This is a genomic window from Curtobacterium sp. DN_7.5 (assembly GCF_022655355.1).
GTDB lineage: Bacteria > Actinomycetota > Actinomycetes > Actinomycetales > Microbacteriaceae > Curtobacterium > Curtobacterium luteum.
The window spans coordinates 3063647-3090345 of record NZ_CP093378.1 but is presented as its reverse complement, the minus strand read 5'-3'; the positions used below and the strand labels follow the sequence as shown (position 1 = coordinate 3090345).

24 protein-coding genes are annotated in these 26699 nt (G+C 70.5%); 14 read left to right on the top strand and 10 right to left on the bottom strand.

Annotation, left to right across the window (positions count from 1 at the left end):
* Positions 1-459, top strand: coding sequence for a TIGR02611 family protein (locus MON03_RS14360; protein ID WP_022904990.1), 459 nt, complete (start codon positions 1-3; stop codon positions 457-459).
* A gap of 21 nt (positions 460-480) precedes the next feature.
* Here the strand turns inward: MON03_RS14360 and MON03_RS14355 are convergent, their stop codons facing one another.
* The gene (locus MON03_RS14355; RefSeq protein ID WP_242089079.1) at positions 481-1755 is read right to left on the bottom strand and encodes an MFS transporter; all 1275 of its coding nucleotides are present in this window, start codon (positions 1753-1755) and stop codon (positions 481-483) included.
* Between the two features lie 100 nt (positions 1756-1855).
* Between MON03_RS14355 and MON03_RS14350 the strand changes: the two genes are divergently transcribed.
* Together MON03_RS14350 and MON03_RS14345 are read left to right on the top strand one after the other, a co-directional pair.
* Complete coding sequence (locus tag MON03_RS14350) at positions 1856-2221, top strand: ArsR/SmtB family transcription factor (protein WP_022904992.1); 366 nt, start codon at positions 1856-1858, stop codon at positions 2219-2221.
* Between the two features lie 134 nt (positions 2222-2355).
* Positions 2356-3912: a DUF7059 domain-containing protein gene (locus MON03_RS14345; RefSeq protein WP_242089077.1), complete on the top strand. Its 1557-nt coding sequence runs from the start codon at positions 2356-2358 to the stop codon at positions 3910-3912.
* 71 nt (positions 3913-3983) lie between these two features.
* Here MON03_RS14345 and MON03_RS14340 read toward each other — a convergent pair whose 3' ends face one another.
* Complete coding sequence (locus MON03_RS14340) at positions 3984-4847, bottom strand: NAD-dependent epimerase/dehydratase family protein (protein WP_022904994.1); 864 nt, start codon at positions 4845-4847, stop codon at positions 3984-3986.
* Between the two features lie 179 nt (positions 4848-5026).
* Here MON03_RS14340 and MON03_RS14335 point away from each other — a divergent pair, with 179 nt between their 5' ends.
* Positions 5027-6745 carry an AMP-binding protein gene (locus tag MON03_RS14335; RefSeq protein ID WP_242089075.1) on the top strand — a complete coding sequence of 573 codons (1719 nt, stop codon included), beginning with the start codon at positions 5027-5029 and terminating at the stop codon, positions 6743-6745.
* Here MON03_RS14335 and MON03_RS14330 read toward each other — a convergent pair.
* Positions 6735-7331: a TetR/AcrR family transcriptional regulator gene (locus tag MON03_RS14330; protein ID WP_022904996.1), complete on the bottom strand. Its 597-nt coding sequence runs from the start codon at positions 7329-7331 to the stop codon at positions 6735-6737. The two genes, MON03_RS14335 and MON03_RS14330, sit on opposite strands and share 11 nt — an antisense overlap.
* A 132-nt stretch (positions 7332-7463) precedes the next feature.
* On the opposite strand from MON03_RS14330, the gene MON03_RS14325 reads away from it, so the two are divergent.
* Positions 7464-8732 carry an MFS transporter gene (locus MON03_RS14325; RefSeq protein ID WP_242089074.1) on the top strand — a complete coding sequence of 423 codons (1269 nt, stop codon included), beginning with the start codon at positions 7464-7466 and terminating at the stop codon, positions 8730-8732.
* Positions 8733-8764: 32 nt separating this feature from the next.
* Positions 8765-11239, top strand: a complete 2475-nt coding sequence (locus MON03_RS14320) for a beta-glucosidase (protein ID WP_242089072.1) — start codon at positions 8765-8767, stop codon at positions 11237-11239.
* A 510-nt stretch (positions 11240-11749) separates the two neighbouring features.
* Here MON03_RS14320 and MON03_RS14315 read toward each other — a convergent pair.
* Positions 11750-12781, bottom strand: a complete 1032-nt coding sequence (locus MON03_RS14315) for an LLM class flavin-dependent oxidoreductase (protein ID WP_242089070.1) — start codon at positions 12779-12781, stop codon at positions 11750-11752.
* Between the two features lie 123 nt (positions 12782-12904).
* Between MON03_RS14315 and MON03_RS14310 the strand changes: the two genes are divergently transcribed.
* Together MON03_RS14310 and MON03_RS14305 are read left to right on the top strand one after the other, a co-directional pair.
* Positions 12905-15460 carry a DEAD/DEAH box helicase gene (locus tag MON03_RS14310; RefSeq protein WP_242089068.1) on the top strand — a complete coding sequence of 852 codons (2556 nt, stop codon included), beginning with the start codon at positions 12905-12907 and terminating at the stop codon, positions 15458-15460.
* A 104-nt stretch (positions 15461-15564) separates the two neighbouring features.
* On the top strand, positions 15565-15816 hold the full coding sequence (locus tag MON03_RS14305; protein ID WP_058725573.1) for a DUF6458 family protein: 252 nt from the start codon (positions 15565-15567) through the stop codon (positions 15814-15816).
* Positions 15817-15859: 43 nt separating this feature from the next.
* Here MON03_RS14305 and MON03_RS14300 read toward each other — a convergent pair whose 3' ends face one another.
* The 3 genes from MON03_RS14300 to MON03_RS14290 are packed head-to-tail and all read right to left on the bottom strand — an operon-like array spanning position 15860 to position 17839.
* A complete protein-coding gene (locus MON03_RS14300; protein WP_242089067.1) occupies positions 15860-16426 on the bottom strand; it encodes a hypothetical protein in 567 nt (188 codons plus the stop codon).
* Positions 16426-16947, bottom strand: a complete 522-nt coding sequence (locus MON03_RS14295; protein WP_022904476.1) for a ribonuclease H family protein — start codon at positions 16945-16947, stop codon at positions 16426-16428. Before MON03_RS14295 ends, MON03_RS14300 begins: the two co-directional genes overlap by 1 nt.
* Before the next feature lie 55 nt (positions 16948-17002).
* Positions 17003-17839, bottom strand: a complete 837-nt coding sequence (locus tag MON03_RS14290) for a LysM peptidoglycan-binding domain-containing protein (RefSeq protein ID WP_242089066.1) — start codon at positions 17837-17839, stop codon at positions 17003-17005.
* A 119-nt stretch (positions 17840-17958) separates the two neighbouring features.
* Here MON03_RS14290 and MON03_RS14285 point away from each other — a divergent pair, with 119 nt between their 5' ends.
* Together MON03_RS14285 and MON03_RS14280 are read left to right on the top strand one after the other, a co-directional pair.
* On the top strand, positions 17959-18297 hold the full coding sequence (locus MON03_RS14285; RefSeq protein ID WP_022904478.1) for a hypothetical protein: 339 nt from the start codon (positions 17959-17961) through the stop codon (positions 18295-18297).
* 177 nt (positions 18298-18474) lie between these two features.
* Positions 18475-18696: a hypothetical protein gene (locus MON03_RS14280; RefSeq protein WP_242089065.1), complete on the top strand. Its 222-nt coding sequence runs from the start codon at positions 18475-18477 to the stop codon at positions 18694-18696.
* Positions 18697-18699: 3 nt separating this feature from the next.
* On the opposite strand, the gene MON03_RS14275 is transcribed toward MON03_RS14280, so the two are convergent.
* Both MON03_RS14275 and MON03_RS14270 read right to left on the bottom strand, forming a co-directional pair.
* On the bottom strand, positions 18700-19518 hold the full coding sequence (locus MON03_RS14275; RefSeq protein ID WP_242089064.1) for an aldo/keto reductase: 819 nt from the start codon (positions 19516-19518) through the stop codon (positions 18700-18702).
* Positions 19519-19650: 132 nt separating this feature from the next.
* A complete protein-coding gene (locus MON03_RS14270; protein WP_031273884.1) occupies positions 19651-20856 on the bottom strand; it encodes an MFS transporter in 1206 nt (401 codons plus the stop codon).
* 400 nt (positions 20857-21256) lie between these two features.
* On the opposite strand from MON03_RS14270, the gene nrdH reads away from it, so the two are divergent.
* The 4 genes from nrdH to nrdF all read left to right on the top strand — a co-directional run bounded on the left by nrdH (position 21257) and on the right by nrdF (position 25218).
* On the top strand, positions 21257-21490 hold the full coding sequence (nrdH, locus tag MON03_RS14265) for a glutaredoxin-like protein NrdH (RefSeq protein WP_022904483.1): 234 nt from the start codon (positions 21257-21259) through the stop codon (positions 21488-21490).
* A gap of 108 nt (positions 21491-21598) precedes the next feature.
* The gene (nrdI, locus tag MON03_RS14260) at positions 21599-22015 is read left to right on the top strand and encodes a class Ib ribonucleoside-diphosphate reductase assembly flavoprotein NrdI (protein WP_175328659.1); all 417 of its coding nucleotides are present in this window, start codon (positions 21599-21601) and stop codon (positions 22013-22015) included.
* A 17-nt stretch (positions 22016-22032) separates the two neighbouring features.
* Entirely contained in the window at positions 22033-24138 is a 2106-nt protein-coding gene (gene nrdE, locus MON03_RS14255) for a class 1b ribonucleoside-diphosphate reductase subunit alpha (RefSeq protein ID WP_022904485.1), read from the top strand.
* Between the two features lie 105 nt (positions 24139-24243).
* Complete coding sequence (gene nrdF / locus MON03_RS14250) at positions 24244-25218, top strand: class 1b ribonucleoside-diphosphate reductase subunit beta (protein ID WP_022904486.1); 975 nt, start codon at positions 24244-24246, stop codon at positions 25216-25218.
* Positions 25219-25406: 188 nt separating this feature from the next.
* Here the strand turns inward: nrdF and MON03_RS14245 are convergent, their stop codons facing one another.
* Positions 25407-26588 (bottom strand): IS30 family transposase, encoded by a 1182-nt coding sequence (locus MON03_RS14245; RefSeq protein ID WP_350355052.1) that lies wholly within the window; start codon positions 26586-26588, stop codon positions 25407-25409.
* Positions 26589-26699 lie beyond the last annotated feature (111 nt).

Genomic DNA, 26699 nt, shown 5'->3' with positions numbered 1-26699 from the left:
ATGGACCGCACACCCGACGAGCGACCCGACGCTGCCGAGCAGCCCGGCGCCGTCGAGCCCGCGACGGCCCGGCACCGCTTCCAGTGGTTCCGCGACCTCCGCGCGTGGATCCACGCGCGCCCGCACGTGCACCTCGTCTACAAGGTGCTCGTCGGGGTCGTGGGCGGACTCGTGGTCGTCATCGGGCTCATCCTCGTGCCGCTGCCCGGGCCCGGCTGGCTCGTGGTGTTCATCGGCCTGACGATCCTCGCCAGCGAGTTCCACTTCTTCCACCGGATCATCACGTGGCTCCGGGCCCGGCTGCACCGGTTCTGGGACTGGGCGAAGGCCCGGGGCCCGCGGTGGCTCCGCAAGGCGGCCGACCGGGGCAAGGCCGACGTGGACGCCGCCCACGCGGACGCCCACCGCAACATGGGCATGCAGGCCCGCGCCCCGAAGCACCCCCGCCCCGGGCACTGAGCGGCCCGACGGGCGGCGAGCTCAGTCGGCGGTCGCGGCGCCCCGGTCCGGGCACGTCCGGACGGAGCCGGTGGCGGTCCGCTCGACGACCTCGGCGGCCTGCTCCTCGACCGCCGCACGCCGGCGTGAGCCGAGCTGCAGCACGAGGGCGACCGCCGCGGCGAGCACGATGAAGGCGCCGTACCCGGCGAGCACGGGCACGAACCCGAACGTCGGCTCGAGGAGCCCGGCGACGACCGCGGGGAGCCCGAACGCCAGGTAGCTGACGATGTAGACGGTGGACAGCAGGCCGGCGCGGTGCGTCGGGGCGGCGGTCGCGAGGAGCATGCGGAGCGGGGCCTGGAAGCCGGCGCCGAACCCGACGCCGGCGATCGCGCTGCCGACGACGAGGCCGGGCAGCGAGTGCGCGAAGACGAACGACACGGTGACGACCGGACCGATGATGAGCGCGACGAGCCCGAGGAGCAGGCTCCGGCGGGTGTCGAGCCGCTGGATCGCCAGGCCCGTGAGCCCGCCGACGCCGGTGACGACCGCGATGAGGGCACCGGCGGCGAAGTGGTCCTCGATGCCGAACACGCTGCGGAGTGCCGACGGCACGAGGGACAGGAAGAGGCCGCCGAGCGCCCAGCTGGCGACGAGCGAGCCGGCCACGCTCCGGAACAGGGTGCGCGACGCCCGCGGCACGGACACCGTGGGTCGGAGCGACCGGAGTGCCCCGGGGCGGCGGGTCACCCGCTCGGGGACGACGACGAGCGCCACCACGAGCACGAGGAGGAGCGCGCCGAACACGACGTAGACGAGCTGCTCGGGTGCGGGGCCCCACTCGACGAGGGCGCCGCTCGACAGTGCGCCGGTCGCGAGGGCGAACGGCGGGACGGCTCCGTTGAGGACGCCCGCGAGCGCGGGGAAGCGCTCGAGCGAGTGGTCGATGAGCGCGGCACCGAGCGCGCCGATCAGCAGACCGACCGCGACGCCCTGCACGATGCGGTCGAGGACGAGCGCGCCGAGGCCGTCGGCGCCGGTGAAGAGCCCGAGCGACAGCACGAGCAGCAGGCCGCCGGCGAACAGCACCGGCTTCCGGCCGACGTGGTCCGAGAGCCGCCCGGCGACGAGCATGGTCACGAGGAGCCCGGCGACGTAGATCGCGAACACCGCGGTGAGCATGAGCGGCGTGAGGTGCCACTCGGCCGCGTAGACGGGGTAGATGGGCGACGGGACCGAGGACGACGCCATCGCGGCGAGGAGCACCGCGGCCAGGATCCAGAACCCGGCGACCGAGCGAGCTGACTGCTGCATGAGCACCCTTCCGAGGAGGTCTTGTACGACTGCATTCGTACCGCAGCCGTCTGTACGATGCAAGTCGTACAGGGAGGGGAACGGTGCTACCGTCTCGTGCATGCCCGCGAACGTCGATGCCCCGGAGCGGCTGCCCCAGCCGACCGTCGCCGAGATGGACCTGCCCGTCGTGCTCGACGCCCTCAGCGACCCCATCCGGCTCGCGATCCTCCACCGGTACCTCGTCGACGCGGCCGGCGGCGTGCGGAGCTGCGGCTGGGTCGGCGTCGACCGGCCGAAGTCCACGCTGACGCACCACTTCCGCGTCCTGCGCGAGGCCGGGCTGCTCGAACAGCACCAGGAGGGTCTGGTCCGGTCCAGCCGTGCGCGCATCGAGGACGTGCAGGAGCGGTTCCCCGGCCTGCTCGACCTCGTGGTCGCGTGGGAGGTCCCCGCCGCCCTCATGCGCGAGGACGTCGCCCCGTGACCCCGGCGACCCAGGGGAGCCCGGCGAGCCACGGGAGCCAGGGGAGCCCCACGAGCCACGGGAGCCCGGTCGGTCCGTCGCCCCGCCAGCCGCGTACGACCCACCGTCTGCCCACGATCGCGACCGAGCCCGGAGTGACCGCGATCGCCGCCGACCTCGACGCCGCGGGCTTCACGGTCGAGCGGCTCGACTCGCTCTGGGGCGCCGAGGCCGCCGCGTCGCTCCACCGCGGATCGCGGGTGGCCGCGCTGCGTGCACTGGCGTCGCGCGAGTCGTCGCCGCTCGCCACGCTCGCCACGCTCTTCGTCCTCGGGCTGCCCGTCTCGCGTGCCCACGCCGACGCCGCGTTCCCGACGGCCGGTGTCGACCGGGTCGTCGCCGCGGGACTCCTGCGGCTCGACCCGACGAGCTCCGATGACTCCGGGCTCCCGCTCGACGTCGCGGACGTGCTCGTCCACCCGACGGTCGACCTCCGCCCCTACGCGTTCGTCGACGACCTCGGCGCGGGCAGCTGGTGGATCGTGTCCGACCTCGGCGAGCTCGCCCTCGGCACGGCGCTCGGCGAGGAGCACGTGCTCGGCATCGGGGGCGCCACGACGACCCTGTCCGGCCTGCAGCTCCCCGTGCGGGTCCACCGCGTGCTCGACCTCGGGACCGGCTGCGGCATCCAGGCGATGCACGCCCGCCGGTTCGCCGACCAGGTCGTCGCCACCGACATCTCCCACCGCGCGCTCGACATCGCCCGGTTCAACGTCGCCCTGAACGGGCTCGACGGCATCGAACTGCGCCACGGGTCGCTCTTCGAGCCGGTCGCGGGGGAGCGGTTCGACCGGATCGTGTCGAACCCGCCGTTCGTCATCACGCCGCGACGCGAGGGCGTCCCGTCGTACGAGTACCGGGACGGCGGGATGGTCGGCGACGCCCTCGTCGAGACCGTCCTGCGCGGCCTGGGGGAGCACCTCGAGCCCGGTGGGACCGCGCAGCTCCTCGGCAACTGGGAGTACCGCTGGGGCTCCGACGGCCTCGACCGGGTGCGGTCCTGGTTCGCCGACACCGACCTGGACGCGTGGGTGGTCGAGCGGGAGCGCGAGGACCCGCCCGCCTACGCGGAGACGTGGATCCGCGACGGCGGGACGAAGCCCGGCACGGCCGAGTTCGACCAGCTCGTCGACGCCTGGCTCGACGACTTCCGGGACCGTCGGGTCACGGGGGTCGGCTTCGGCTACGTCGTGGTGCGCCGTGCTCCGCACGACACCGACGTGCCGGGAGGCACACCCCACCTCCGCCGCTTCGAACGCGTCCCCGAGACGCTCGGGTCCAACCCCGCCGGGCTCGGCGCCACCGTGGCGCGCGCCCTCGACGCGGCCGCCTGGCTCGCCGTGCACGACGACGCCGCGCTCGCCGCGGCGCACCTCCGGGTCGCGGGCGACGTGACCGAGGAGCGCGCCTACTGGCCCGGCAACGACGACCCGACCGTGATGACCCTCGTGCAGGGTGGTGGGTTCGGCCGTCGGGTCGACGCGGACACGGCGCTCGCCGCGTTCGTCGGGGCGTGCGACGGCGAACTCTCGGTCGCGGCCATCGTCGGCGCGATCGCCCAGATCACCGGCGTCGACGAGGCCGCGCTCACGGCGGACCTGCTGCCGCGGGCGCGGGACCTCGTCCTCGACGGGCTGCTGCTGCCGGCCTGACCCGGCGGGCCGCCGGAGCTCGGCCGATCGTCGGGACCCGCCCGGCGTGTCCGAACCGAGCGGCCGGCGGCTCAGGCGCGGTGGTCGCGCCAGCTGTGCTCGGGCACGAAGCCGAGCAACTCGCGGGCCTTCTCGCTCGACAGCAGCGAGCTGACGCCGTCGATGTCGCTCCGGCGCTCGATGTCCGGGACGAACCGCTCGACGAGCTCGATGGTCGGGGTGTCCATCACGGTGTCGGTGTTCGCGATGACGAACGCCTCGAACCCGGTCAGGTCGGCCTCGAGCGCACGGCGGACCGCCTGGGCGCCGTCCCGTGAGTCGATGTACGACCACAGGTTGAAGGTCTTCGCTTCCGGGGTGGCGTCCCACGGGAAGGACGGGTAGTCGGTCTCGTCCATCACGTTCGAGAACCGCAGGCCGATCATCTTGAGCTCCGGGTCCCACCGGGTGAAGTGGCGGGCCATCTCCTCCTCGACGGCCTTGCCGAGCGAGTACGAGGACTGCGGGCGGACCGGGAACTCCTCGTCGACCGGCAGGTACGGCGGGTGGTGTTCGCCCATCGGGATGCCGAGCAGGGTCTCGCTCGACGCCCACACCACGTTCTTGATGCGCGCCTGACGAGCGGCGTGGAAGACGTTGATCGACGACGTGACGTTGTTCGTGATGAGCGCCACGTCCGGCACCTGGCCGGGTGCGGGGACCGCGGCGAGGTGCACCACGGCGTCGACGTGGTCGTACCGGTCGTCCACGCCGAGCAGCACGTTCAGGACCTGTCCGTGGTCGGTGAGGTCGGTGCGGATGAACGGCACCCGCTCGGGCTTGTCCGGGGACGGGACCCGGTCGACCAGCACCACGTCGTACCCGTGCTCGTCCAGGTGCCGGACCACGGCCCGTCCGAGCTTCCCGCTGCCTCCGGTGACCACCACGCGTGTCATCGCGTCTCCTCTTCGTCGAGTGTTCGTACCGGACCATCCTGCCCGCCGAGGGGTGGACGCATACAGGCACGGACGGTACCTGTCCGCCGGACGCTCCACGGGCCTCCCGGCCGGTGCGCGGGAGCGTGCCGCACCCGCTCGGTCAACGACGGCGCAGCGTGATCGGGCATGATCATCTGGTGTCCTCCCCCGACGTGACCGCCGCCTTCCGTGCCGCCCGCGACCAGCTCCTCGACGCGCCCTCCGCCGCGGACGCCCGCTCCGGGTTCACCTGGCCCGACGTCGGCGAGACGTTCAACTGGGCCGACGACTGGTTCGACGTCATCGCGCACGACAACGACCGCACCGCGCTCCACCTCGTGGACGCGGACCGTGACCGGCGTTTCAGCTACGCCGAGCTCGCGGCCCGGTCGGACCGCCTCGCGGCGTTCCTGCACGCGCACGGCGTGCGCAAGGGCGACCACGTGCTGCTCATGCTCGGCAACCAGCTCGAGATCTGGGAGACGATGCTCGCGGTCATGAAGGTCGGCGCGGTGATCCTCCCGACGACGACCATGCTCGACACCGCCGACCTGCAGGACCGCGTCGACCGCGGTGCGGTGGCGCACGTCGTCACGAACGGCACCGAGACCGCGAAGTTCGACGACGTGCACGGCGGGTTCTCGCGCATCGTCGTCGGCGGGGCGGTCGACGGCTGGACGACCTACCCGACCGACCTCGGCGAGCCCGCCCCGGCGGACGAGGTACGACCCGTCGTCCGTACGCGGTCGACCGACCCGTGCCTGGTGTACTTCACGTCGGGGACCACGTCGAAGCCGAAGATGGTCGTGCACTCGCAGACCTCGTACCCGGTCGGCCACCTCAGCACGATGCACTGGATCGGGGTCCGGCCGGGCGACGTGCACCTGGCGATCAGCTCGCCGGGATGGGGCAAGCACGCGTGGAGCTGCTTCTTCGCGCCGTTCATCGCCGAGGCGACCGTCTTCGTCCACGACACCCCGCGCTTCGACCCGGTGGCGCTGCTCGCCGCGCTCGACGAGCACGGCGTCACCTCGTTCTGCGCTCCGCCGACCGCCTGGCGGATGCTGCTGCAGGGCGACCTCGGAGCACGGCCCCGGGCACTCCGCGAGGTCGTCTCCGCCGGCGAGCCGCTCAACCCCGAGGTGATCGCGCGGGTGTCCGACGCGTGGGGCCTCACGATCCGCGACGGCTACGGCCAGACCGAGACGACGGCGATCATCGGCAACCCGCCCGGCGCCCCGGTGACCCCCGGCGCGATGGGCACCCCGCTGCCGGGCGTCGAGGTCGTCCTCCTCGACCCGCTCACCGGCACGGAGGCCGACGAGGGCGAGATCTGCCTCGACCTCGCGGAGCGGCCGGTGAACCTCATGTCGGGCTACCTCGGCGACCCCGCCCGCACCGACGACGCGATGCGCGACGGGTTCTTCCACACCGGGGACATCGCTGCGCGTGACGCCGACGGGCAGCTCACGTTCATCGGCCGCACCGACGACGTGTTCAAGTCCTCGGACTACAAGGTCTCGCCGTTCGAGGTCGAGAGCGCCCTGCTGCAGCACCCGGCCGTCGCCGAGAGCGCGGTCGTCCCGGCCCCGGACGCGGCCCGGCTCAACATCGTCAAGGCGTACGTCACGCTCGCCGCAGGCTGGGAGCCCGACGCCGACACCGCCCTGCAGGTCCTGCAGCACGCCCGAGCCGTGCTGCCCGCCTACGCCAGGGTCCGCCGCGTCGAGTTCGCGGAGCTGCCGAAGACCATCTCGGGCAAGATCCGCCGCGTCGAACTGCGGGAGCGCGAGGAACGCGCGGCCGCGAGCGGGGCGCCGGCCGAGGGGGAGTGGCGCGAGGACCGGTTCCCGGAGCTCCGGTCGGTCAGCCGCTGACCTTCGTCGCGGCCTGCGTGATCGCCAGCGCCGCGACGAGCTCGACGTGCTCGGCCATGTCCCGCGTCGGGTCGTAGAGCCACTGGATCTGCATGCCGTCGGACACCGCGAGCATCACGCTGGCGAGCGCCTCGGCGTCGACGTCCGGGCGGAGCCGACCGTCTCCCTGCATCTCGCGCAGCTGTCGGGCCATCGTGGTCCGGCCCGTCTCGTACCGCTGCTGGAAGTAGGCGTGCGCCGCGTGCTCCGGGTCGGTGGCTGCAGCGGCGGACAGGTTGACGAACATCTGGACGAGCCCGGGGACCTCGGCGTTGTGGCGCACCACGGCGGCGAGGAGCGCGGCCGGGTCCGAGGCGTGCCAGTCGTGGGCGTCGTCGATCTCGTCGCGGCGCTTGAGGACCTCGACCCAGAGCTCGTCCTTCGAGTCGAAGTAGTGCAGCAGCCCGGCCTGGGTGAGCCCCACGGCGTCGGCGATGTCCTTGATGCTCGTCCGGCGGAAGCCGTTCACGGCGACGAGGTCGAGCGCGATCGAGAGGATCTCCTCACGCTTCGCGATGCCCTTTGCGTACGAACCCCGTCGTGCCATGCGGTGACCATACCGCTCGGTGGGGACCGGTAAAACCAACTACAAGTAGGTTTTGCGTGCTACCGTGGGCGCAGCCGCCGAGGAAGGCGTGCGAGTCACCGACGACGGTGGCGTACCCGGAAGAAGGACCCAGTGGCCAACGACGCCCTGACCATGGCCGACACCCCGACCGCAGTCGCCCCCACGCACGGTCGCGGCAACCCGCTGATGTACACGCTCGGCATGCCGATCGCGATGTTCGGCCTGTTCATCGCCCTCCTGCCGCCCGTGCTGGTCGCGATGGCGCTCAAGGTCGCCGAGATCGCGCCGCAGGACCAGGCGGGCGTGCTCGGCACCGCCCTCGGCATCGGCGCGTTCGCCGCGATGGTCGCCAACCCGCTGGCGGGTCGCTTCAGCGACCGGACCGCCGGGAGGCTCGGCATGCGCCGTCCGTGGATCATCGGTGGCACGGTGGTCGGCTTCGCAGCCCTCGTCGTCGTCGCCACGACGTCCTCCGTCGTCGTGCTCGTCGTCGCCTGGGGCGTCGCGCAGGTCGCGTACAACGCCACGATCGCGGCGCTCACCGCGGTCATGCCGGACCACGTCACGCGCTCGCAGCGCGGTCGCGTCGCCGCGCTCCTCGGACTGGCGCAGAACCTCGCGCTGGTCGGCGGGACGTTCCTCGTGCAGCTCTTCTCGACGTCCGCCACGCAGATGATCGTCCCCGGGGCGATCGGATCCGCCGTGGTCGTCCTCTACGCCGTGCTCTTCCGGGACCGCGTGCTCGTGGACCGGCCGACGTCGAAGCTCGGCGTGGGCCAGCTCTTCGGCTCGTTCGTGTTCAACCCGGTCAAGCACCCCGACCTCGGTTGGGCCTGGCTCACCCGCTTCATGATGGTCGCGGCCCAGTACACGGCGGTCTCGTACCTGACGTACTTCCTGCGCGACGACATCGGGGTGAACGAGGCGGACCTCGCCAACGCGGTCTTCCAGGGCACGCTCTGGAACGTCGTCGGCATCGTCCTCACCTCGCTCGTCGCCGGGTGGCTTTCCGACCGGCTCGGACGGCGGAAGCTCTTCGTCGCGGTCGCCGGCGTCGTCGGGGTCGTCGGCCTGGTGCTCATCGCACTGGCGCCGTCGCTGTCGACGGTGCTCGTCGGCGAGTTCGTGATGGGCGCCGGCATGGGCGTCTTCTACGCGGTCGACCTCGCGCTGATCACCGACGTCCTGCCCAGCGACGAGGACAACGCGAAGGACCTCGGTGTCGTGAACATCGCCCAGGCGCTCCCGCAGTCGATCGTCCCCGCGGCCGCCCCCGGTGTGATCGCCCTGACCGGCGGCTACAGCGGCTTCTTCATCACCGGAGCGGTGGTCGGCCTGCTCGGCATCGCCTCCGTCTCCCGCATCCGCGGCGTGCGCTGACGCTCGCCGACCGACGAAAGGACCCACCCATCGTGACCGACACGCAGACCGTGAGCACCGCCTCCCGTCCGCTCACCGAGCGCATCGAGGCGCTCCTCGAACAGCTGACGACCGAGGAGAAGGTGCAGCTGCTCACCGGACGTGACTTCTGGACGACCTGGCCGATCGAGAAGATCGGGCTGCGCCGCATCCTCATGTCGGACGGCCCCTCCGGCGTCCGTGGCGAGGTGTGGGACGAGCGCGACCCGTCGCTCAACCTCCCGTCCGCGACCGCGCTGTCGGCGAGCTGGGACCGGGCGATCGCGAAGCGCTACGGCGCCGCCGCTGCGGTCGAGGCCCGGCGCAAGGGCGTCGACGTGGTCCTCGGACCGACCATCAACCTGCACCGCTCGCCCCTCGGCGGCCGCCACTTCGAGGCCTTCAGCGAGGACCCGGTCCTCACCGCGGACCTCGCCGCGTCCTACGTCGAGGGCGTGCAGGAGAACGGCGTCGCCGCGACCCCGAAGCACTACGTCGCGAACGACTACGAGACCGACCGCTTCACCGCCTCGACCGAGGTGTCCGACCGGGCGCTCCGCGAGCTCTACCTCCTCGCGTTCGAGAAGGCCGTCACCGAGGCCCATGCCTGGGCGATCATGTCGTCGTACAACGCGATCAACGGTGTCACCGCGTCCGAGAACGACCTCCTCGAGACGCCCCTCAACTCCGAGTGGGGCTTCGACGGGATCGTCGTCTCCGACTGGACCGGCGTGCGCTCGGTCGACGCGGCCACGGCGTCCCAGGACGTCGCGATGCCCGGGCCGAACCCGTGGTGGAGCGAGGGGCCGTTGCTCGCCGCCGTGCGGGACGGTTCCGTGCCGGAGCACGCGATCGACCGCAAGGTCCGCCGCATCCTCACCCTCGCCGCCCGCGTCGGTGCGCTCGAGGGCTTCGAACCCGTCGCCGCGCATCCCGTCCACGTGGAGGACGGTGTCGCGTTCGTCCGTGAGGCCGAGGCCGAGGGCACGGTCCTCGTCCGCAACACCGGCGTCCTGCCGATCGACCGGGCCGCCGTGTCCCGCATCGCCCTCATCGGGCACAACGCCGACCAGGCCCGCAGCCAGGGCGGCGGGTCGGCCACCGTCGTGCCGTCGCACGTGGTGACCCCCGTCGAGGGCATCCGCGCCGCGTTCCCCGGCGCCTCGGTGGACTACGCCATGGGTGCGGTCGTGCAGGAGGGGATCGCGGAGTTCCCGCTGTCGACGATCACGAACCCGTCGACCGGTGCGCCCGGCGCCCGGGTCGCGTTCGTCCGCGACGGCGCCGAGCTGTACGTCGAGGACCGCCGGGCCACCGCGCTGTTCTGGTTCGGCGGCGACGCCCCGACCCGTGAGGCCGACCGGCTCGACATCACGACGACCTACACCGCACCCTCGACCGGCACGGTCCGGATCGGCATCGGGGCCACCGGGCACTCCCGGATGTGGATCGACGGCGAGCTCGTCCTCGACGAGGTCGTCGGCTCGGAGGGTGACCAGCTCGGCGCGGCCTTCCTCAACCCGCCGGCGCGCTCGGTGCCCGTCGAGGTCGAGGCGGGGCAGCACCTCGCGATCCGGATCGAGTACGACGTCGTGCAGGACGAGACGCTCGGCGGGGTGCTCGCGTACCAGTTCGGCACCGAGCCGAGCGACGCCGACCCGGCCGTCCTGATCGAGGAGGCCGTCCGGACCGCGGCCGGCGCCGACGTCGCCGTGGTGGTCGTCGGCACGAACAGCAAGGTCGAGTCCGAGGGCTACGACCGCGACTCGCTCGCGCTCCCCGGGCACCAGGACGACCTCGTCCGGGCCGTGGCCGCCGCGAACCCGAACACCGTCGTGGTCGTCAACTCCGGTTCCCCGGTCGAGATGCCGTGGCGGGACGACGTCGCCGCGGTGCTCCTGACCTGGTTCGGTGGGCAGGAGTACGGCAACGCCCTCGCCGACGTGCTGACCGGTGCCGCGGAACCCGGCGGACGACTCCCCACCACCTGGCCCGCGACGCTCGAGGACACTCCGGTGTCGAACGTCACCCCGGTCGACGGCGAGGTCGCCTACGACGAGGGCGTGCACATCGGCTACCGGGCCTGGCTCCGCGCGGGCACCGAGCCGGCGTACCCGTTCGGCCACGGCCTCGGCTACACGACGTGGAGCATCGACGGTGTGGCCGCGACCCCGACCGTCCGCGAGGGCGACGCCGTGATCGTCACCGCGACCGTCGCGAACACGGGCGACCGCGCAGGCAAGCACGTCGTGCAGGTGTACGCCTCGCGGGCGGAGTCGATGGTCGACCGGCCGGTCCGCTGGCTCGTCGGGTTCGCACCGGTCCGCCTCGCTGCGGGCGCCTCGACCGAGGTGTCGATCGAGGTCCCGGCGCGGGCGTTCGCGCACTGGGACGGTGCCTGGGCGTACGAGCCCGGCTCCTTCACGCTGCACGTCGGCGCGTCCGTCGTGGACGTGGCCGGCACCGCGACCCTCGAACTGGAGCAGTGACCCCATCCGGAATCCGCACCACGCGGCGCCTCGTTCAGTAACATGGATCCGCGTGTTCCGGCTGGTTACCGGTCGCGTACACACCATCAACGGCGTCGACGTGTGAGCGAGCCGGTCTCCTGATCCGATCGGTCAGCCCCGATGACGCCGGTGTGTCAGGATGCGTCCCCGCGCTCGCGCGGGGACGCATTCGTCGTTCCGAGGCGCTCTTCCGGGGCGTCGCGGTGGTCGTGGTCGTGGTCGCGGCGTTCGCGGTCGAGTGGGTCGCACGGATTGTCGGGTCGGCGTCGCGACGGTGAAGAAGCTTCACCTTGTCGGGCCGGAATCCGCAGACTCGGTGTGACAACCCGGACGCCGAGTGCAACGATGGGCAGACCATCCCGTGCGGATCAGGAACGGGATGGTCATCCGGCCAGGGGCCCGGGGAACTCACCAGCCCGACACGGGCCCCGCCGGATGCCATCCGGCCGAGCGTCCGCGGCGCGGTCAGCGCACGACAGCCGCCCGGGATCAGTCGGCCGTGCGGAGCGCCGGCGCGATCTCCTCGGCGACGATCCGGAGGATCCGCTCGTGCGATGCGGCATCGCCGTTCGCGGGCAGGGTGATCACGAGTTCGTCGGTCGACGCCACGGCCGGGTCGGCGAGCAGCGCGTCGATGATCTCCGCCACCGAGCCGGACAGGACCTTGCTGAAGCGGAAGGGCGGGCCGGAGTGGGGTCGGCCCGCGTCGTCCATCCCGGAGGCGTAGCCGGTCAGGAACTCCTCGTGCACCGCCCGGTCGTGGTCGTCGAGCAGTGGGACGACGATGCGCCCGACCGCGACCTTCGGCGTGCGGCCCGTGTGCTGGCCGGCGGCCTGCAACTCGGCGAAGCGCTCCCGGTAGGCGGTGATCTGGTCCGCCTGCGCCTCGGCGAACGGGGCGCCCGTGTCCTCGGTGTTGAGCGTCGAGCAGTGCAGCAGCAGGCCCTTCTCGGCGGTGCGGACCGCGGTGCCCAGGCTGCCCCCGCCCCACCACACGCGGTCGCGCAGACCCGGGCTGAGCGGCTGCAGCGCGAGGTCCGCTCCGGCAGGGATGCTCTCGTAGCCCTTCCCGGCTGTGCCGAGTGGCTCGCCCTGCAGGACCTCGAGCAGCCGGGCGGCGCGCGCCTCGGCCTCGTCGCGGAAGCTCCGGTCGACTGCGCCGAACACGGGGTCGAGGATCGGCCCGTACCCGGCGATGCCCGTGCTGATCCCGAGCTGCACACGGCCGCCGCTCAGCAGGTCGACGGTGCTGGCGTCCTCCGCGAGCCGGACCGGGTCCTCGTACCGCATGCCGAGGACCGCGGTGCCGAAGCCGATCGTGCTCGTCCGCTGCGCCGCGGCGGCGAAGAACGTCATCGGGCTCGTCAGGAACGGTTCGAAGTGGCGACCGCGGACCCACCCGGTGCCGTAGCCGAACGACTCGGCAGCGGCGAAGAGCCGCAGGCCGTCCTCAAGCGCTCCAGCGGCACCTGCGGTGCCACCGTGGTTCGGGACGAAGGAGAGGAAGCCGAGTTCGCGCATGTCGCGAGTCTATGCGCGCGTATGGAGCAGGGTCTGCGGCTCGGCACGATCCGGACTGGAGGCGCAGGGCGGGCCCGCACCGCGCCTCCCGGCCGCCCCGTCCGCACCTGGGAGGATGGACGCATGACCGACGTCACCACCCAGCCCCCGCTCGTCGCCGCCCTGCCGGCGGCGGTCGACGGTGTCGTCGACCCGGACGCCGTCTACGAGGCGTTCGCCGCGTGGGCCGCCGATGGCGGCCGTCCGCTGTACCCGGCGCAGGACGAGGCGGTCATCGAACTCGTGTCGGGTGCCAACGTCGTCCTGTCGACCCCCACCGGCACCGGGAAGTCGCTCGTCGCGGCCGGCGCCCACTTCGCCGCGCTCGCCGAGGGGAAGCGGAGCTACTACACGGCGCCGATCAAGGCCCTCGTCTCCGAGAAGTTCTTCCAGCTCGTCGACCTCTTCGGCGCGCAGAACGTCGGCATGGTGACCGGCGACTCGAGCGTCAACGCGGACGCCCCGATCGTGTGCTGCACGGCCGAGATCCTCGCGAACCTCGCGCTCCGGCAGGGCCCCGACGCCGAGGTCGACGTCGTCGTCATGGACGAGTTCCACTTCTACGGCGACCCCGACCGCGGGTGGGCGTGGCAGGTCCCGCTGCTCGTGCTGGAGCGGGCGCAGTTCCTCCTCATGTCCGCCACGCTCGGTGACGTCACCACCATCGCCGACGACCTCTCCCGACGGACCGGACGGCCGACGGCCCGCGTGACCGGCGTCTCGCGGCCGGTGCCGCTGTCCTACGAGTACGTCATGACGCCCGTGCAGGAGACCGTCGAACGGCTGCTCGAGGAGGGCAAGGCCCCGGTCTACATCGTCCACTTCGCCCAGGCGGCCGCGCTCGAGCGGGCGCAGGCGCTCCTCTCCGCCCGCGTCGCCAGTCGCGAGCGTCGCGACGAGATCGCCGCGGCCATCGCGGGCTTCCGCTTCAGTGCCGGGTTCGGGCAGACCCTCTCCAAGCTCATCCGCGCGGGCATCGGCGTCCACCACGCGGGCATGCTGCCGAAGTACCGGAGGCTCGTCGAGCAGCTCGCGCAGCGGGGACTCCTGCCGGTCATCTGCGGCACGGACACCCTCGGCGTCGGCATCAACGTGCCGATCCGCGCCGTGCTGTTCACCGGCCTGACGAAGTTCGACGGGACGAAGATGCGGCAGCTCTCCGCACGCGAGTTCCACCAGATCGCCGGACGTGCAGGCCGCGCCGGGTACGACACCGAGGGCGACGTCGTCGCCGAGGCGCCGGAGCACGACATCGAGAACGCCCGCGCGATCGCGAAGGCCGGGGACGACCCCAAGAAGAAGGGGAAGATCAAGCGGAAGAAGGCGCCGGACGGGTTCGTCTCGTGGGGGCAGGCCTCCTTCGAGAAGCTCATCGCGGCCGAGCCCGAGCCGATGGTGTCCCGCATGCGGATCACGCACGCGATGGTGCTCTCCGTCGTGGCGCGCGGCGGTTCCCCCTTCGAGGACGTCCGGTCGCTCGTGTTCGACAACCACGAGCCCCGGGCCCGGCAACTCGCGATGGCCCGGCGGGCCCTCACGATCGCGCGGACGCTCATCAACGCCCGGGTGATCGAGAAGGTCGACGGCGAGTACCGGTTGACGGTCGACGTCGCACCGAACTTCGCGCTCAACCAGCCGCTGTCTCCGTTCGCCCTCGCCGCGTTCGAGCTGCTCGACCCGGAGTCACCGACCTACGCGCTCGACATGGTGTCGATCGTCGAGGCGACCCTCGACGACCCGCGGGCGATCCTCGCGCAGCAGCAGTTCAAGGAGCGCGGCGAAGAGGTCGCCCGCATGAAGCGCGAGGGCATCGAGTACGAGGAGCGGATGGAGCTGCTCGAGGAGGTCACCTGGCCCAAGCCGCTCGACGAGCTGCTGACGGCCGCCTACGAGGCCTACGCCGCCGAACAGCCGTGGGTCCTCGACTTCCAGCTCTCGCCCAAGGCGGTCGTCCGGGACATGTACGAGCGCGCCATGACCTTCGGCGACTTCGTGCGGTTCTACCAGCTCACCCGCTCCGAGGGACTCGTCCTCCGCTACCTGTCGGACGCCTACCGCACCATGCGCCAGACGATCACCGAGGAACAGCGCACCCCCGAGCTCGACGACCTCATCGAGTGGCTCGGCGAGGTCGTCAAGCAGACCGACTCCTCGCTCGTCGACGAGTGGGAGGCGCTCCTCAACGGGGACGTCGCGCTCGCCGAGGCCGAGCACGAGGAGATCGCGCCGCCGCAGCCCGCGCGGCTCACCGGGAACGTCCGCGCCTTCCGCGTGCTCGTCCGCAACGCCCTGTTCCAGCGGGTGCTGCTCGCCGCCGCCGACGACGTGGACGGGTTGGCTGCACTCGACGGCGCGGCCGGGTTCGGGCGCGACGCGTGGGACGACGTGCTCGAGGAGTACTACGAGGAGCACGACGCCATCGGCACCGACGCCGACGCCCGGTCGATGCAGTACCTGCAGCTGTCCGAGGGGTCCCGGACGTGGCGCGCTCGGCAGACGTTCGCCGACCCGTCGGGGGACCGCGACTTCGGGTTCTCGGCGACGATCAACCTCGACGCCTCCGACGAGACCGGCGAGGCCGTGGTGCGGGTGACCGAGATCGGCCGGTTCGACGGGTGGGCCGAGGTGGACGTCGACTGACGCCGGCCCGTGTCCGTGCCGGGGAACGTCCACCGGGGCGTCCGGGTAGGTTCGGCGGCAGCCCGCGCGCCGTCCGGCGAGCGGGCCCGTCGAGAGGACCTGCCATGCGCATCGGATCGAGCATCGCCCTGATCGTGATCGGCGCCATCGTGGCGTTCGCCCTGAACATCCAGGTCGCCGGGGTCGACCTCCGACTGATCGGCTACATCCTGATGGCTGCCGGCGTCGTGCTGCTCATCATCAGCCTCGCGGTGGCGTTCGGCGGTCGCCGCACCACGACGACCACACGGAGCGGGATCGACCCGGCGTCCGGCGAGCAGATCACCCGGCAGGACCGTCGCGACGGGACGTACTGACCCAGCGCCCGGCCCGACCTCCGGCCGCGCGACCGCTCCGACGTCAGCGGCCGGAGGTCGTGCGCAGTGCGGCGAGCAGGGCGTCGGCGTCCGCGACGTCGTACAGCGCGAAGTTGCCGCGACCGGGCGTCAGGTCGAGACCGGTGTTTGCGTACTGCCGGACCGATTCGCTCCCGTTCAGGAACAGGGTGTCGAGGTGGCTGATGTCGTCCCACTCGACCGTCACGTGTCCCTCCGTGCGGTCGACGTACCAGTCGGTCCGTCGTGCGTCCGTCTCGCGCGTGGTGCGGCCGTTGGTCACGAGCACCCGACGATCGGTCACGGCGTAGACGTCCGTCCGCTTCCGGTGACGCTTCACGAGGAAGCGCCCACCGAGGACGTGCAGTCCGAGCAGCAGCAGGGCTGACAGCGCCACGAGCACCGCGGGATGCGCGGACCCGATGGCTGCGCCGACGAGCCCGGTCGCCACTAATCCGGTCCAGAGCGCGCCGAACGGGATCAGGAAGCGGTCGGCGTGGACGACCATGCGACCGGGATCGCTCCGGCCCACCCAGAGGAGTTCCTCGCCGTCGTGGAGGCGGGACTCGACCAGGTGCCGCGCCTCCTGCATCAGAACAGGGTCGCGGGCGGGGTCGCCTCGGGCAGCGGCTCGGGCTCGGTGACCTCGACACCCGGCCAGCCCGGACCGTGGGGGACCTCGGTGCCGTTCTGGTAGGCCGTCGCGGCACCCCGGGCACGGACGTCGGCCGCCTCGTTCATCTCGTGGCCGACGTGGCCGCGGACCCACTCGAACGTGACCTTCCGCCCCTGGAGCTCGGCGTCGAGCTCCTTGATGATCTCCACGTTGAGCACGGGCTTGCCGTCGGCCTTCCGCCAGCCCTTGCGCTTCCAGCCCGCGAGCCACTCGGTGCACGCCTTGATGGCGTACTGGCTGTCGCACAGGATGTGCAGCGGTTCGCCGGTGTCCTTCGTCGCGCGGAGCAGCTGCAGCACCGCGGTCAGTTCGCCCTGGTTGTTCGTCGCCTTCGGCCAGCCACCCGCCGCCCAGCGGTCGTCGTCGACGTACCAGGCCCAGCCGGCGGGGCCGGGGTTGCCGAGGGCGGAGCCGTCTGCGGCGGCGACGATCGTCACGATGGGACCTCCAGGTGGTGCGGGTGCTGGACCACCGTAACGGAGGCCGGAGACGTCAGCGGTTCGCGGGGGAGACGTTGAGGACGTCGTTCTCGGCGAGCCACCGGTCATCGGTGAGCTCGAGGTAGGGGTTCATCCACTCGAACTGCTCCGGTGTCACGCCGAACCGCTTCGACACGGTGATGAGCTCGTCCCCGTGGGACACCCGGTACCAGGTGGGCGTGCCGTCGACGTCCTGCACCGTCCCGTAGGCACCCGGGCCGGCATCGCCGACGGTCACCCGGAGGTGCGGGTACGGGTTGGGGATGTTCCAGTCCAGCGCCCCGACCGCGAGCACCGACCCGATCCACGGACGCTCCGTGGCGAACCCCTCCGACGGGTCGACCCCGGCGACCGGGACGAGGACGACGCTCGCGAGGTAGTCCGGTCGTGGGCCGGCGTCCAACGTGTAGGAGTCGGGCGGGCCGGCTCCGGTGTCCCACGCCACACTGCCCCGGACCGCCCCGCCGTCCCCGTCCCCCCAGTGCGCCGTGCGGTGTCGGAACTCGATGCTCATGGGCTGCGGGTTCGTCGTCCGGTAGTCCGACAGCTCCGCGGCGAACACCCCCTCGGCGCGCTGCACGACGCGGACGTGCAGGCTCGTCTCGCCCGACTTCGAGACGACGTCGGTCTCCGCGGCGACGGTGCCGATCGGCAGCACGGACGTCGGGGTCGGCGTCGGCACCGGCTCGGCCGTCCCGTCCGTCCATCCGTCGGGTGCCGCCGCAGCGGTCCGGTTCGGCACGGGCACGGCGTCGTCACCGCCGAACAGCGAGCAGCCGCTCAGCGCCAGCACCGCGGCCGCCGTCGCGCCGAGCACCGCGATCGTCCTGGTCCTGGTCCTGCGTCCCACGTCGTCCCCCCTCGCCCCGACCCTAGTGGGACGGGGACCTGACCCTCGTGCGGCGGGAACCGGATGACGGACATCGTGACCGAACCGTGCCCGGAGGCGCGCGGCCTACTGTGCAGCGCATGAGCGACAGCATCCCCGACGTCCCCGGCCCCGAGCACTCCGACGACCGCGCCCGCACCGACGAGCTCCGCGACGCCGCGCACCACGAGGGCGCGGACGGGCTGGACGACCGCACTCAGCGCGCGGCCGACACCTCGTACAGCCCGTCGAGCGAGCGGGAGACCGTCGCCGCGCAGACCGAGCAGCGCGACGACGCCGACCTCCGGGCGGACGGGATCGACCCGTCGCGCGTGGTCGCGGCTCCGGGCACCGGCGGCGCGGACGACGCGGGCGACGTGGAGCCCGAGCCGGGCGACCTGAACCTGCCGTGGCAGTCCGAGGAGGACCGGACGGCTTGAGTCGCTCCGCGGGCGGGTCCGCCAGCACCGGCGAGTAGCGTCCGCCGCATGCCGGTTCTCCCGTGGACAGGGCGCGCTGAACATCGCCTTCGCCGTGGTCCTGACCGCGGTCGCCGTCGCGATGGAGGTCCTGTTCGTCCGGAACCTGCGCCAGCAGCTGGCTCGGCGGAGGGGCGAGTGACCGCGGCGACGTGGTTCGGCATCGGAGCGGTCGTCGCGGCGCTCTGGGGGGTCACGATCGCCGTCTTCAACCGCTGGGCGCAGTCGATCGGCGGCGATCAACTCATGAACGGCAAGCCGCTGACGCCGCGGTTCGTCCGTGTCATCGGCATCTTCCTCGCCGTGGTCGGGACCGGGGTCGCGGTCCTCGCGTTCAGCGGCGTCCTGCCCGAGAGCTGACCCCTACGCCACGCTGTCCGGGTGCGACCCCGTCCGCTGCCCGGACTCGAGGCCGGCGATGGCCGCGAGGTCGTCCTCGGAGAGCGTGAACCCGTCCACGTCGATGTTGGACCGGATGCGCTCCGGCGTCACCGACTTCGGCAGCACGACGACCCCTTGCTGGACGTTCCAGCGGACGAGCACCTGGGCGACGCTGACGCCGTGCGCCCCGGCGATCGCGGTGAGCACCGGTTCGTCCACGAGGCGTCCCCGGCCGAGCGGCGACCACGCCGCCGTCACGATGTCGTGCTCCGCGTGGAAGGCCATCAGCTCGCGCTGGGGCAGCCACGGGTGTCGCTCGACCTGGTTCACGGCGGGCACCTCGCCGGTGTCGTCGATGATCCGCTCGAGGTGCGGCACCTGGAAGTTCGACACCCCGACGCTCCGCGCGCGCCCCGACTCGCGCAGCTCGACGAGGGTGCGCCAGGTCTCGACGTACCGGTCGTTCGCGGCGGCCGGCCAGTGGATGAGGTAGAGGTCGACGGCGTCCAGTCCGAGCCGGTCGAGGCTCGCGTCGAAGGCACGGAGGGTCGCGTCGCGACCCTGGTGGTCGTTCCACACCTTGGTGGTCACGAAGACGTCGTCGCGGTCCAGCCGGGAGGCACGGATCGCCTCTCCGACGCCGCGCTCGTTGCCGTACATCTCGGCCGTGTCGACGTGGCGGTACCCGGCGTCGAGCGCCGTGCGGACGGCGACGGCGGCCTCGGCGTCGTCGACCTTGTAGACGCCGAAGCCGACGGCGGGGATGCTCCGGCCGTCGCGGAGGGGGAGGGAGGTGACCATGCACCCATCCTGCCGATGGTGGCGGGCGGGTGTCGTGCCTCCAGGCCGGGGTCCACGCCACGTGCTCGACGGGACTCGCGACGTTCGACTCGCGTGTCGTCGCGACGCGCGCGTTCCCCGACCCGGGTCGGATCAGGTGGGGAGGTTCACCGGCTCGGTGTCGGGGAGGGGGCTCGCGTCGCGCCCGCGCAGGTCGGGCAGCCACCGCTTCGTCACGAGCGGCACGACCACGCCGACCGCGGCCATCGCGGCACCGACCATGAGCCCGCCGGTCGCGCCGTGCAGGTCGATGAGGAACCCGGCGACGGCGGAGCCGCCCGCAGCGCCGATCAGCTGGCCGGTGCCCATCCAGCCGTACGCCTCGGCCGTGTCCGAGAACTTCACGGTCGCGGAGACGGAGCCGAACATGACCGCCAGTGCCGGGGCGATCCCGGCACCGGCGATGACGAGCGCGAGGCACAGCCACCAGAAGTCCGTCCCTCCGACCGCGAGGGCGAGGCCGACGAAGACGATGGCCATCCGGGTCCAGAGGGTGTTCCGCGAGATCGGGCGGTGGCCGAGCGCCAGGCCGCCGATGAGCGACCCGATCGCGAACACCGCGAGGACGATGCCGGCGTTCGGGCTGCCCTCGCCGAAGACGCTCGTGACGCTCGCCTCGACCGCGGCGCAAGCGCCGATGAGCAGGAGGCCGGTCAGGGTCGCGACGACGACGGAGGGCCGGCGCATGACGACGCCGAACGCGCGCTTCGACCGCGGGATGCGCACCCGGCCGAGCTCGGGGGAGGCGATGAACCACACGCCGCCGATCACGAGGAAGGCCATCGCGACGACGATCGCCTGGACCGTGCCGATCTGCGTCGCGACGAACGTCGTGATCACGGGCCCGGCCACCCAGATGAGCTCCTGCGCGCTCGCGTCGAGCGAGAAGAGGGGCGTGAGCTGCGCCGAGGTCACCATCTTCGGGTAGATCGTGCGGACCGCGGGCTGGACCGGGGGGACCGCCAGACCACCGAGGAAGCCGACGACGACGTAGCCCCACAGCGGCATCGTGACGAACGCGACGACGCCCATGCTCGTGAGCGCGACGAGGCTCGTGAGGACCAGCACGGGGCGCATGCCCCAGCTGCCCATCCACCGGCTCGTGAGCGGGCCCGCGATCGCCTGGCCGATGCTCGTCGTCGCGAGGACGAGGCCGGCCGCGCCGTACGAGTCGAAGACGTGCTCGACGTGGAGCAGGTAGGCGAGCGAGAGCATCCCGAACGGGAACCGCGCGGTGAGCTGCGCAGCGATGACACGACCGACGCCGGGGGTCTTCAGGAGGGTGCCGTACGCGCTCACGAGACGAGTGTACGGACCGGACGGACGGCGGTGTCCCCCGGTCGGGGAGGTGTGGACGGAGTCGTCGTGTGCAGGGTCCTGTGCAGGGTCCGAGGACGGGTTCCGCGACACGCCGACGCGCTGATTCCACACATGTGGATCGACGCTGTCCACGGGTGTGGGGAAGTGTCGGTGGTCGGCCGGAGAATGGCGGAATCCCGGGCCTCTCGGGAATCCACAGACTGTGGAGGGCGTTGTGGAGAACTACACGGCTGTAACACTTCCTCTTGTGGTCGGTGCCGCGGCCAGCCACTAGATGTAGTGTGGAGCCATCGCAGCGGCCCTTCCCGGACACGACTGCGAGCAGGCATCAGCACCACCTCCACAGCACGAACACCACCAGCAAGAACCAGGGGAGATCATGGCCGTCACCGTCTACACCAAGCCGTCCTGCGTCCAGTGCACCGCGACGTACCGAGCCCTCGACAACAAGGGCATCCAGTACGAGGTGCACGACGTCTCCACGGACGAGGCAGCCCTCGAGCACGTCAAGAGCCTCGGCTACCTGCAGGCCCCGGTCGTCGTCACGGACGACGACCACTGGTCGGGCTTCCGTCCCGACAAGATCGCGACGCTCAGCGCCGAACTCGCGTGACCGCGGTGCGGGCCCGAAGGGGCCCGCACTCACCCGGCCTGGAGGCACCACCCGCCTCCGCCAGGCCGCCCCTGATCCGCTGTCCGCACCTCTGACCAAGGAGCGCACATGAGCAACCTCGTCTACTTCTCGAGCGTGTCCGGCTACACGGCCCGCTTCATCGAGAAGCTGGGGCTGCCGGCAGACCGGATCCCGCTCTACCCGAGCGACCCGTTCCTCCACGCGGACCAGCCGTACGTGCTCGTGCTGCCGACCTACGGGGGCGGCAACGGGCAGGGCGCTGTCCCGAAGCAGGTCATCAAGTTCCTCAACGACGAACGCAACCGCTCCTTGATCCGCGGTGTGGTCGTCGGCGGCAACACGAACTTCGGCGAGGCCTACGGCCTCGCGGGGGACGTCATCGCGCAGAAGTGCGGCGTCCCCGTCCTCTACCGTTTCGAGCTCTTCGGCACGCCAGACGACGTGCACGCAGTCACCACTGGATTGGAAGCATTTTGGACGCAGCAGTTGCAGACGTCGATCTGACGTCGCCGCAGACGGGGATGGACTACCACTCCCTCAACGCGATGCTCAACCTCTACGACGCGAACGGGAACATCCAGTTCGACAAGGACCGTGAGGCTGCCAAGCAGTTCTTCCTGCAGCACGTCAACCAGAACACCGTCTTCTTCCACAACCTGAAGGAGCGGCTCGACTACCTGGTCGAGAACGAGTACTACGAGCGCGAGACGATCGACCAGTACTCGCTCGAGTTCATCCAGAAGCTCAACGACCTGGCGTACTCGAAGAAGTTCCGGTTCCAGACGTTCCTCGGCGCGTTCAAGTACTACACGAGCTACACGCTCAAGACGTTCGACGGCAAGCGCTACCTCGAGCGCTTCGAGGACCGCGTCGTGATGACCGCCCTCGGCCTTGCGCAGGGCAACGAGCAGCTCGCGATCGACCTCGTGGAAGAGATCATCGCCGGCCGCTTCCAGCCCGCGACCCCGACGTTCCTCAACACCGCGAAGGCCCAGCGCGGCGAGCTCGTCTCCTGCTTCCTCCTCCGCATCGAGGACAACATGGAGTCGATCTCGCGCGGCATCAACTCCTCGCTGCAGCTCTCGAAGCGCGGCGGCGGCGTGGCCCTGCTGCTCTCCAACATCCGCGAGGCCGGCGCCCCGATCAAGCAGATCGAGAACCAGTCGTCGGGCATCATCCCCGTGATGAAGCTGCTGGAAGACTCGTTCTCCTACGCGAACCAGCTCGGCGCGCGTCAGGGTGCCGGTGCCGTCTACCTGTCGGCGCACCACCCGGACATCATGAAGTTCCTCGACACCAAGCGTGAGAACGCCGACGAGAAGATCCGCATCAAGACGCTGTCGCTCGGTGTCGTCGTGCCGGACATCACGTTCGAGCTCGCGAAGAACAACGAGGACATGTACCTCTTCTCGCCGTACGACGTCGAGAAGGTCTACGGCATGCCGTTCGGCGACGTCCCGATCTCCGAGAACTACCGCGCGATGGTCGACGACTCGCGCATCAAGAAGACGAAGATCAAGGCGCGTGACTTCTTCACGACCATCGCCGAGATCCAGTTCGAGTCGGGCTACCCGTACATCGTGTTCGAGGACACGGTGAACAAAGCCAACCCGATCAAGGGTCGGATCAACATGTCCAACCTGTGCTCGGAGATCCTGCAGGTCAACACCCCGACCACCTTCAACGAGGACCTCTCGTACAAGGAGATCGGCAAGGACATCTCCTGCAACCTCGGCTCGCTGAACATCGCGCTGACGATGGACTCGCCGGACTTCGGCAAGACCATCGAGACCGCGATCCGGGGCCTCACCTCGGTGTCGCAGATGTCGCACATCTCGTCGGTCCGTTCCGTCGAGGACGGCAACGACAAGTCGCACGCCATCGGCCTCGGCCAGATGAACCTGCACGGGTACCTCGCTCGTGAGCGCGTGTACTACGGCTCCGAAGAGGGCATCGACTTCACGAACATCTACTTCTACACGGTGCTGTTCCACGCCCTGCGCGCCTCGAACAACATCGCCATCGAGACGGGGGAGACCTTCGACGGCTTCCGCGACTCGAAGTACGCGTCGGGTGAGTTCTTCGACAAGTACACCGACCAGGCGTGGACGCCGGCGACCGCCCGTGTCGCCTCGCTGTTCGACAACGCCGGGATCGCCATCCCGACGCAGGACGACTGGAAGGCGCTGAAGGCGTCCGTCCAGGAGCACGGCATCTACAACCAGAACCTGCAGGCCGTCCCGCCGACCGGTTCGATCTCGTACATCAACCACTCGACGTCGTCGATCCACCCGATCGCGTCGAAGATCGAGATCCGCAAGGAAGGCAAGCTCGGTCGCGTCTACTACCCGGCGCCGTTCATGACGAACGACAACCTGGACTACTACCAGGACGCGTACGAGATCGGCGCCGAGAAGATCATCGACACCTACGCCGCTGCCACGCAGCACGTCGACCAGGGTCTGTCGCTCACGCTGTTCTTCAAGGACACCGCGACCACGCGTGACATCAACAAGGCCCAGATCTACGCATGGCGCAAGGGCATCAAGACGATCTACTACATCCGTCTGCGCCAGCTCGCGCTCGAGGGCACCGAGGTCGAGGGCTGCGTCAGCTGCATGCTGTAGCGGCTGGTCGCTCACGCGACTGCCCACATCCTGGAGGCGCGGTGCCAGCCCGCACCGCGCCTCCAGTCCGATATCTAGTCACCATCTCTTGAACAGGAACGTGCGTTGGTCGAGAAGCTGAAGCTCATTGATCGGGTCCAGGCGATCAACTGGAACCGCATCCAGGACGACAAGGACGTGGAGGTCTGGAACCGCCTCGTCAACAACTTCTGGCTGCCGGAGAAGGTGCCGCTGTCGAACGACGTCCAGTCGTGGAACACCCTGACGCCGGCCGAGCAGACGATGACCATGCGTGTCTTCACCGGTCTGACGCTCCTGGACACCATCCAGGGCACCGTCGGCGCCGTATCGCTCATCCCCGACGCGATCACCCCGCACGAGGAAGCCGTCTACACGAACATCGCGTTCATGGAGTCGGTGCACGCCAAGAGCTACTCGTCGATCTTCTCGACCCTCGCGTCGACGCCCGAGATCGACGAGGCCTTCCGCTGGTCCGAGGAGAACCCGAACCTGCAGAAGAAGGCCCAGATCGTCATGGACTACTACCAGGGCGAATCGCCGCTGAAGCGCAAGGTCGCTTCGACGCTGCTCGAGTCGTTCCTGTTCTACTCCGGCTTCTACCTGCCGATGCACTGGTCGTCGCGGGCGAAGCTGACCAACACCGCCGACCTCATCCGCCTCATCATCCGCGACGAGGCCGTCCACGGGTACTACATCGGCTACAAGTACCAGAAGGGCCTCGAGCAGGTCACCGAGGCCGAGCGTCAGGAGCTCAAGGACTACACGTTCTCGCTCCTGTTCGAGCTGTACGAGAACGAGACGCAGTACACGCAGGACCTCTACGACGAGGTCGGGCTGAGCGAGGACGTCAAGAAGTTCCTGCACTACAACGCGAACAAGGCACTGATGAACCTCGGGTACGAGCCGATGTTCCCGAAGGAGCTCACCGAGGTGAACCCGGCGATCCTGTCGGCGCTGTCCCCGAACGCGGACGAGAACCACGACTTCTTCTCGGGGTCGGGCTCCTCGTACGTCATCGGCAAGGCCGTCGTGACGGAGGACGAGGACTGGGACTTCTGACCCTCGTCTGACTCGTGGGGACGCCCTGCTGGCTTCGGCTGGCGGGGCGTTCTGCGTTCGCGGGCGTTGTGGCTGACGCGGTCGTATGGCGGGCCCTCAGCGAGATTCAATCCGGACGGGGTATGTGCGACACGGCTGCTGCTGTGCGCGCGGGACAGGAGGGCGCGTCCGCTGAACGACCGGCGGTTTCAAGGGGTCGTCGCAACGGGTGGTTGTTTCGGGTCCGAGAGTAGCTGCTCGAACGCTTCTGCCGGGGTGCGATAGCCGAGGGTCTTGCGGGGTCGTCCGTTGAGTTCGGCAGCGACTTCGCGGAGCCGTTCCGGGCTGTGAATGGCGAGGTCGGTGGACTTGGGGAAGTACTGCCGGAGCAGGCCGTTGGTGTTCTCGTTCGAGCCGCGCTGCCAGGGCTTGTGCGGGTCGCAGAAGTAGATCGCGAGGTCCGTGGCGAGGGTGATGTCTTTGTGCCGGGCAAGCTCGGTGCCCTGATCCCACGTCAACGACCGACGCAGATGCCCAGGCAGCGTCTGGATCGTGGGGATCATCGCGTCGCGGACCGCATCGGCGCTGTGTCCGTTGGGGAGGTGCAGCAGCATCACGTATCGGGTGGTGCGTTCGACCAAGGTGCCGATCGCGCTCCTGGCGTTGATCCCGACGATCAGGTCCCCTTCCCAGTGGCCGGGGACGGCCCGGTCGTCGGCCTCGGCGGGGCGTTCGCTGATCAGGATCATGTCGCGGATCTTCGACCACGACGCCCGCCGCGGCTCGCCCCGGTGCCGACGGATCGCGCGGCCGGTGCGGAGGTGTTTGTGCAGGTCAGCGCGCAGGTGCCCGCGGCCCTGGACGAACAGGGACTGGTAGATCGTCTCGTGCGACACGTGCATCTCCGACCGGTTCGGGAACGTCCTGGCCAGGTCATCACGGATCTGCTCCGGGGACCAGTTCCGCACCAACCGCAACTCGACCTGCAGCGCAAGCTCGACCCGGTCAAGCTTCCGGGGCTTCGGGCGCCGCGCTCGAACACGGCACTGCTTCTCCGCCGAGTACGGCCTGTAGTACCCGCCAGCTGCAGCGTTCCTGCTGAGCTCGCGACTGATCGTCGATGGTGCCCGGCCGAGGGCTTTCGCGATCGCGCGCACGCCGGCGCCGCTGAGGCGCAGGTCCGCGATCTGCAGCCGCTCTTCCTGACTCAGGTACCTGTCGGAGCGGGGCTTGTGGGCGAACGGATTCCGTCCGCCGGCTGCTTTGACCCAGCGGTATCCCTGACGTCGGTCCACGCCGACAGCATCACAGGCCGCCGTCCGCCCGAGACCTTGTCTCAATAGCTCCCAGAACCGCGCTTCCCGCGCACGGTGTTCCAGCCTCGATCCCATCCGCAACGCTCCGATTCACGGTGGTGTTGCAACGACCGGCTGAACCCAAGACCGGCTATCGAGACGTCATCAGCGGCTTCTCCGGAGGAACAGGACGACCGCTGCGACGAT

Bases quoted from the DNA above. Each gene is read 5' to 3' on its own strand.
- MON03_RS14275 (WP_242089064.1), bottom strand. From the start codon at position 19,518: ATGGTCACCTCCCTCCCCCTCCGCGACGGCCGGAGCATCCCCGCCGTC.
- MON03_RS14245 (WP_350355052.1), bottom strand. From the start codon at position 26,588: ATGGGATCGAGGCTGGAACACCGTGCGCGGGAAGCGCGGTTCTGGGAG.
- MON03_RS14360 (WP_022904990.1), top strand. From the start codon at position 1: ATGGACCGCACACCCGACGAGCGACCCGACGCTGCCGAGCAGCCCGGC.
- MON03_RS14300 (WP_242089067.1), bottom strand. From the start codon at position 16,426: ATGCAGGAGGCGCGGCACCTGGTCGAGTCCCGCCTCCACGACGGCGAG.
- MON03_RS14310 (WP_242089068.1), top strand. From the start codon at position 12,905: ATGACCGACGTCACCACCCAGCCCCCGCTCGTCGCCGCCCTGCCGGCG.
- MON03_RS14315 (WP_242089070.1), bottom strand. From the start codon at position 12,781: ATGCGCGAACTCGGCTTCCTCTCCTTCGTCCCGAACCACGGTGGCACC.
- MON03_RS14340 (WP_022904994.1), bottom strand. From the start codon at position 4,847: ATGACACGCGTGGTGGTCACCGGAGGCAGCGGGAAGCTCGGACGGGCC.
- MON03_RS14330 (WP_022904996.1), bottom strand. From the start codon at position 7,331: ATGGCACGACGGGGTTCGTACGCAAAGGGCATCGCGAAGCGTGAGGAG.
- nrdE (WP_022904485.1), top strand. From the start codon at position 22,033: ATGGACTACCACTCCCTCAACGCGATGCTCAACCTCTACGACGCGAAC.
- MON03_RS14350 (WP_022904992.1), top strand. From the start codon at position 1,856: ATGCCCGCGAACGTCGATGCCCCGGAGCGGCTGCCCCAGCCGACCGTC.
- MON03_RS14355 (WP_242089079.1), bottom strand. From the start codon at position 1,755: ATGCAGCAGTCAGCTCGCTCGGTCGCCGGGTTCTGGATCCTGGCCGCG.
- MON03_RS14305 (WP_058725573.1), top strand. From the start codon at position 15,565: ATGCGCATCGGATCGAGCATCGCCCTGATCGTGATCGGCGCCATCGTG.
- nrdH (WP_022904483.1), top strand. From the start codon at position 21,257: ATGGCCGTCACCGTCTACACCAAGCCGTCCTGCGTCCAGTGCACCGCG.
- nrdI (WP_175328659.1), top strand. From the start codon at position 21,599: ATGAGCAACCTCGTCTACTTCTCGAGCGTGTCCGGCTACACGGCCCGC.
- MON03_RS14285 (WP_022904478.1), top strand. From the start codon at position 17,959: ATGAGCGACAGCATCCCCGACGTCCCCGGCCCCGAGCACTCCGACGAC.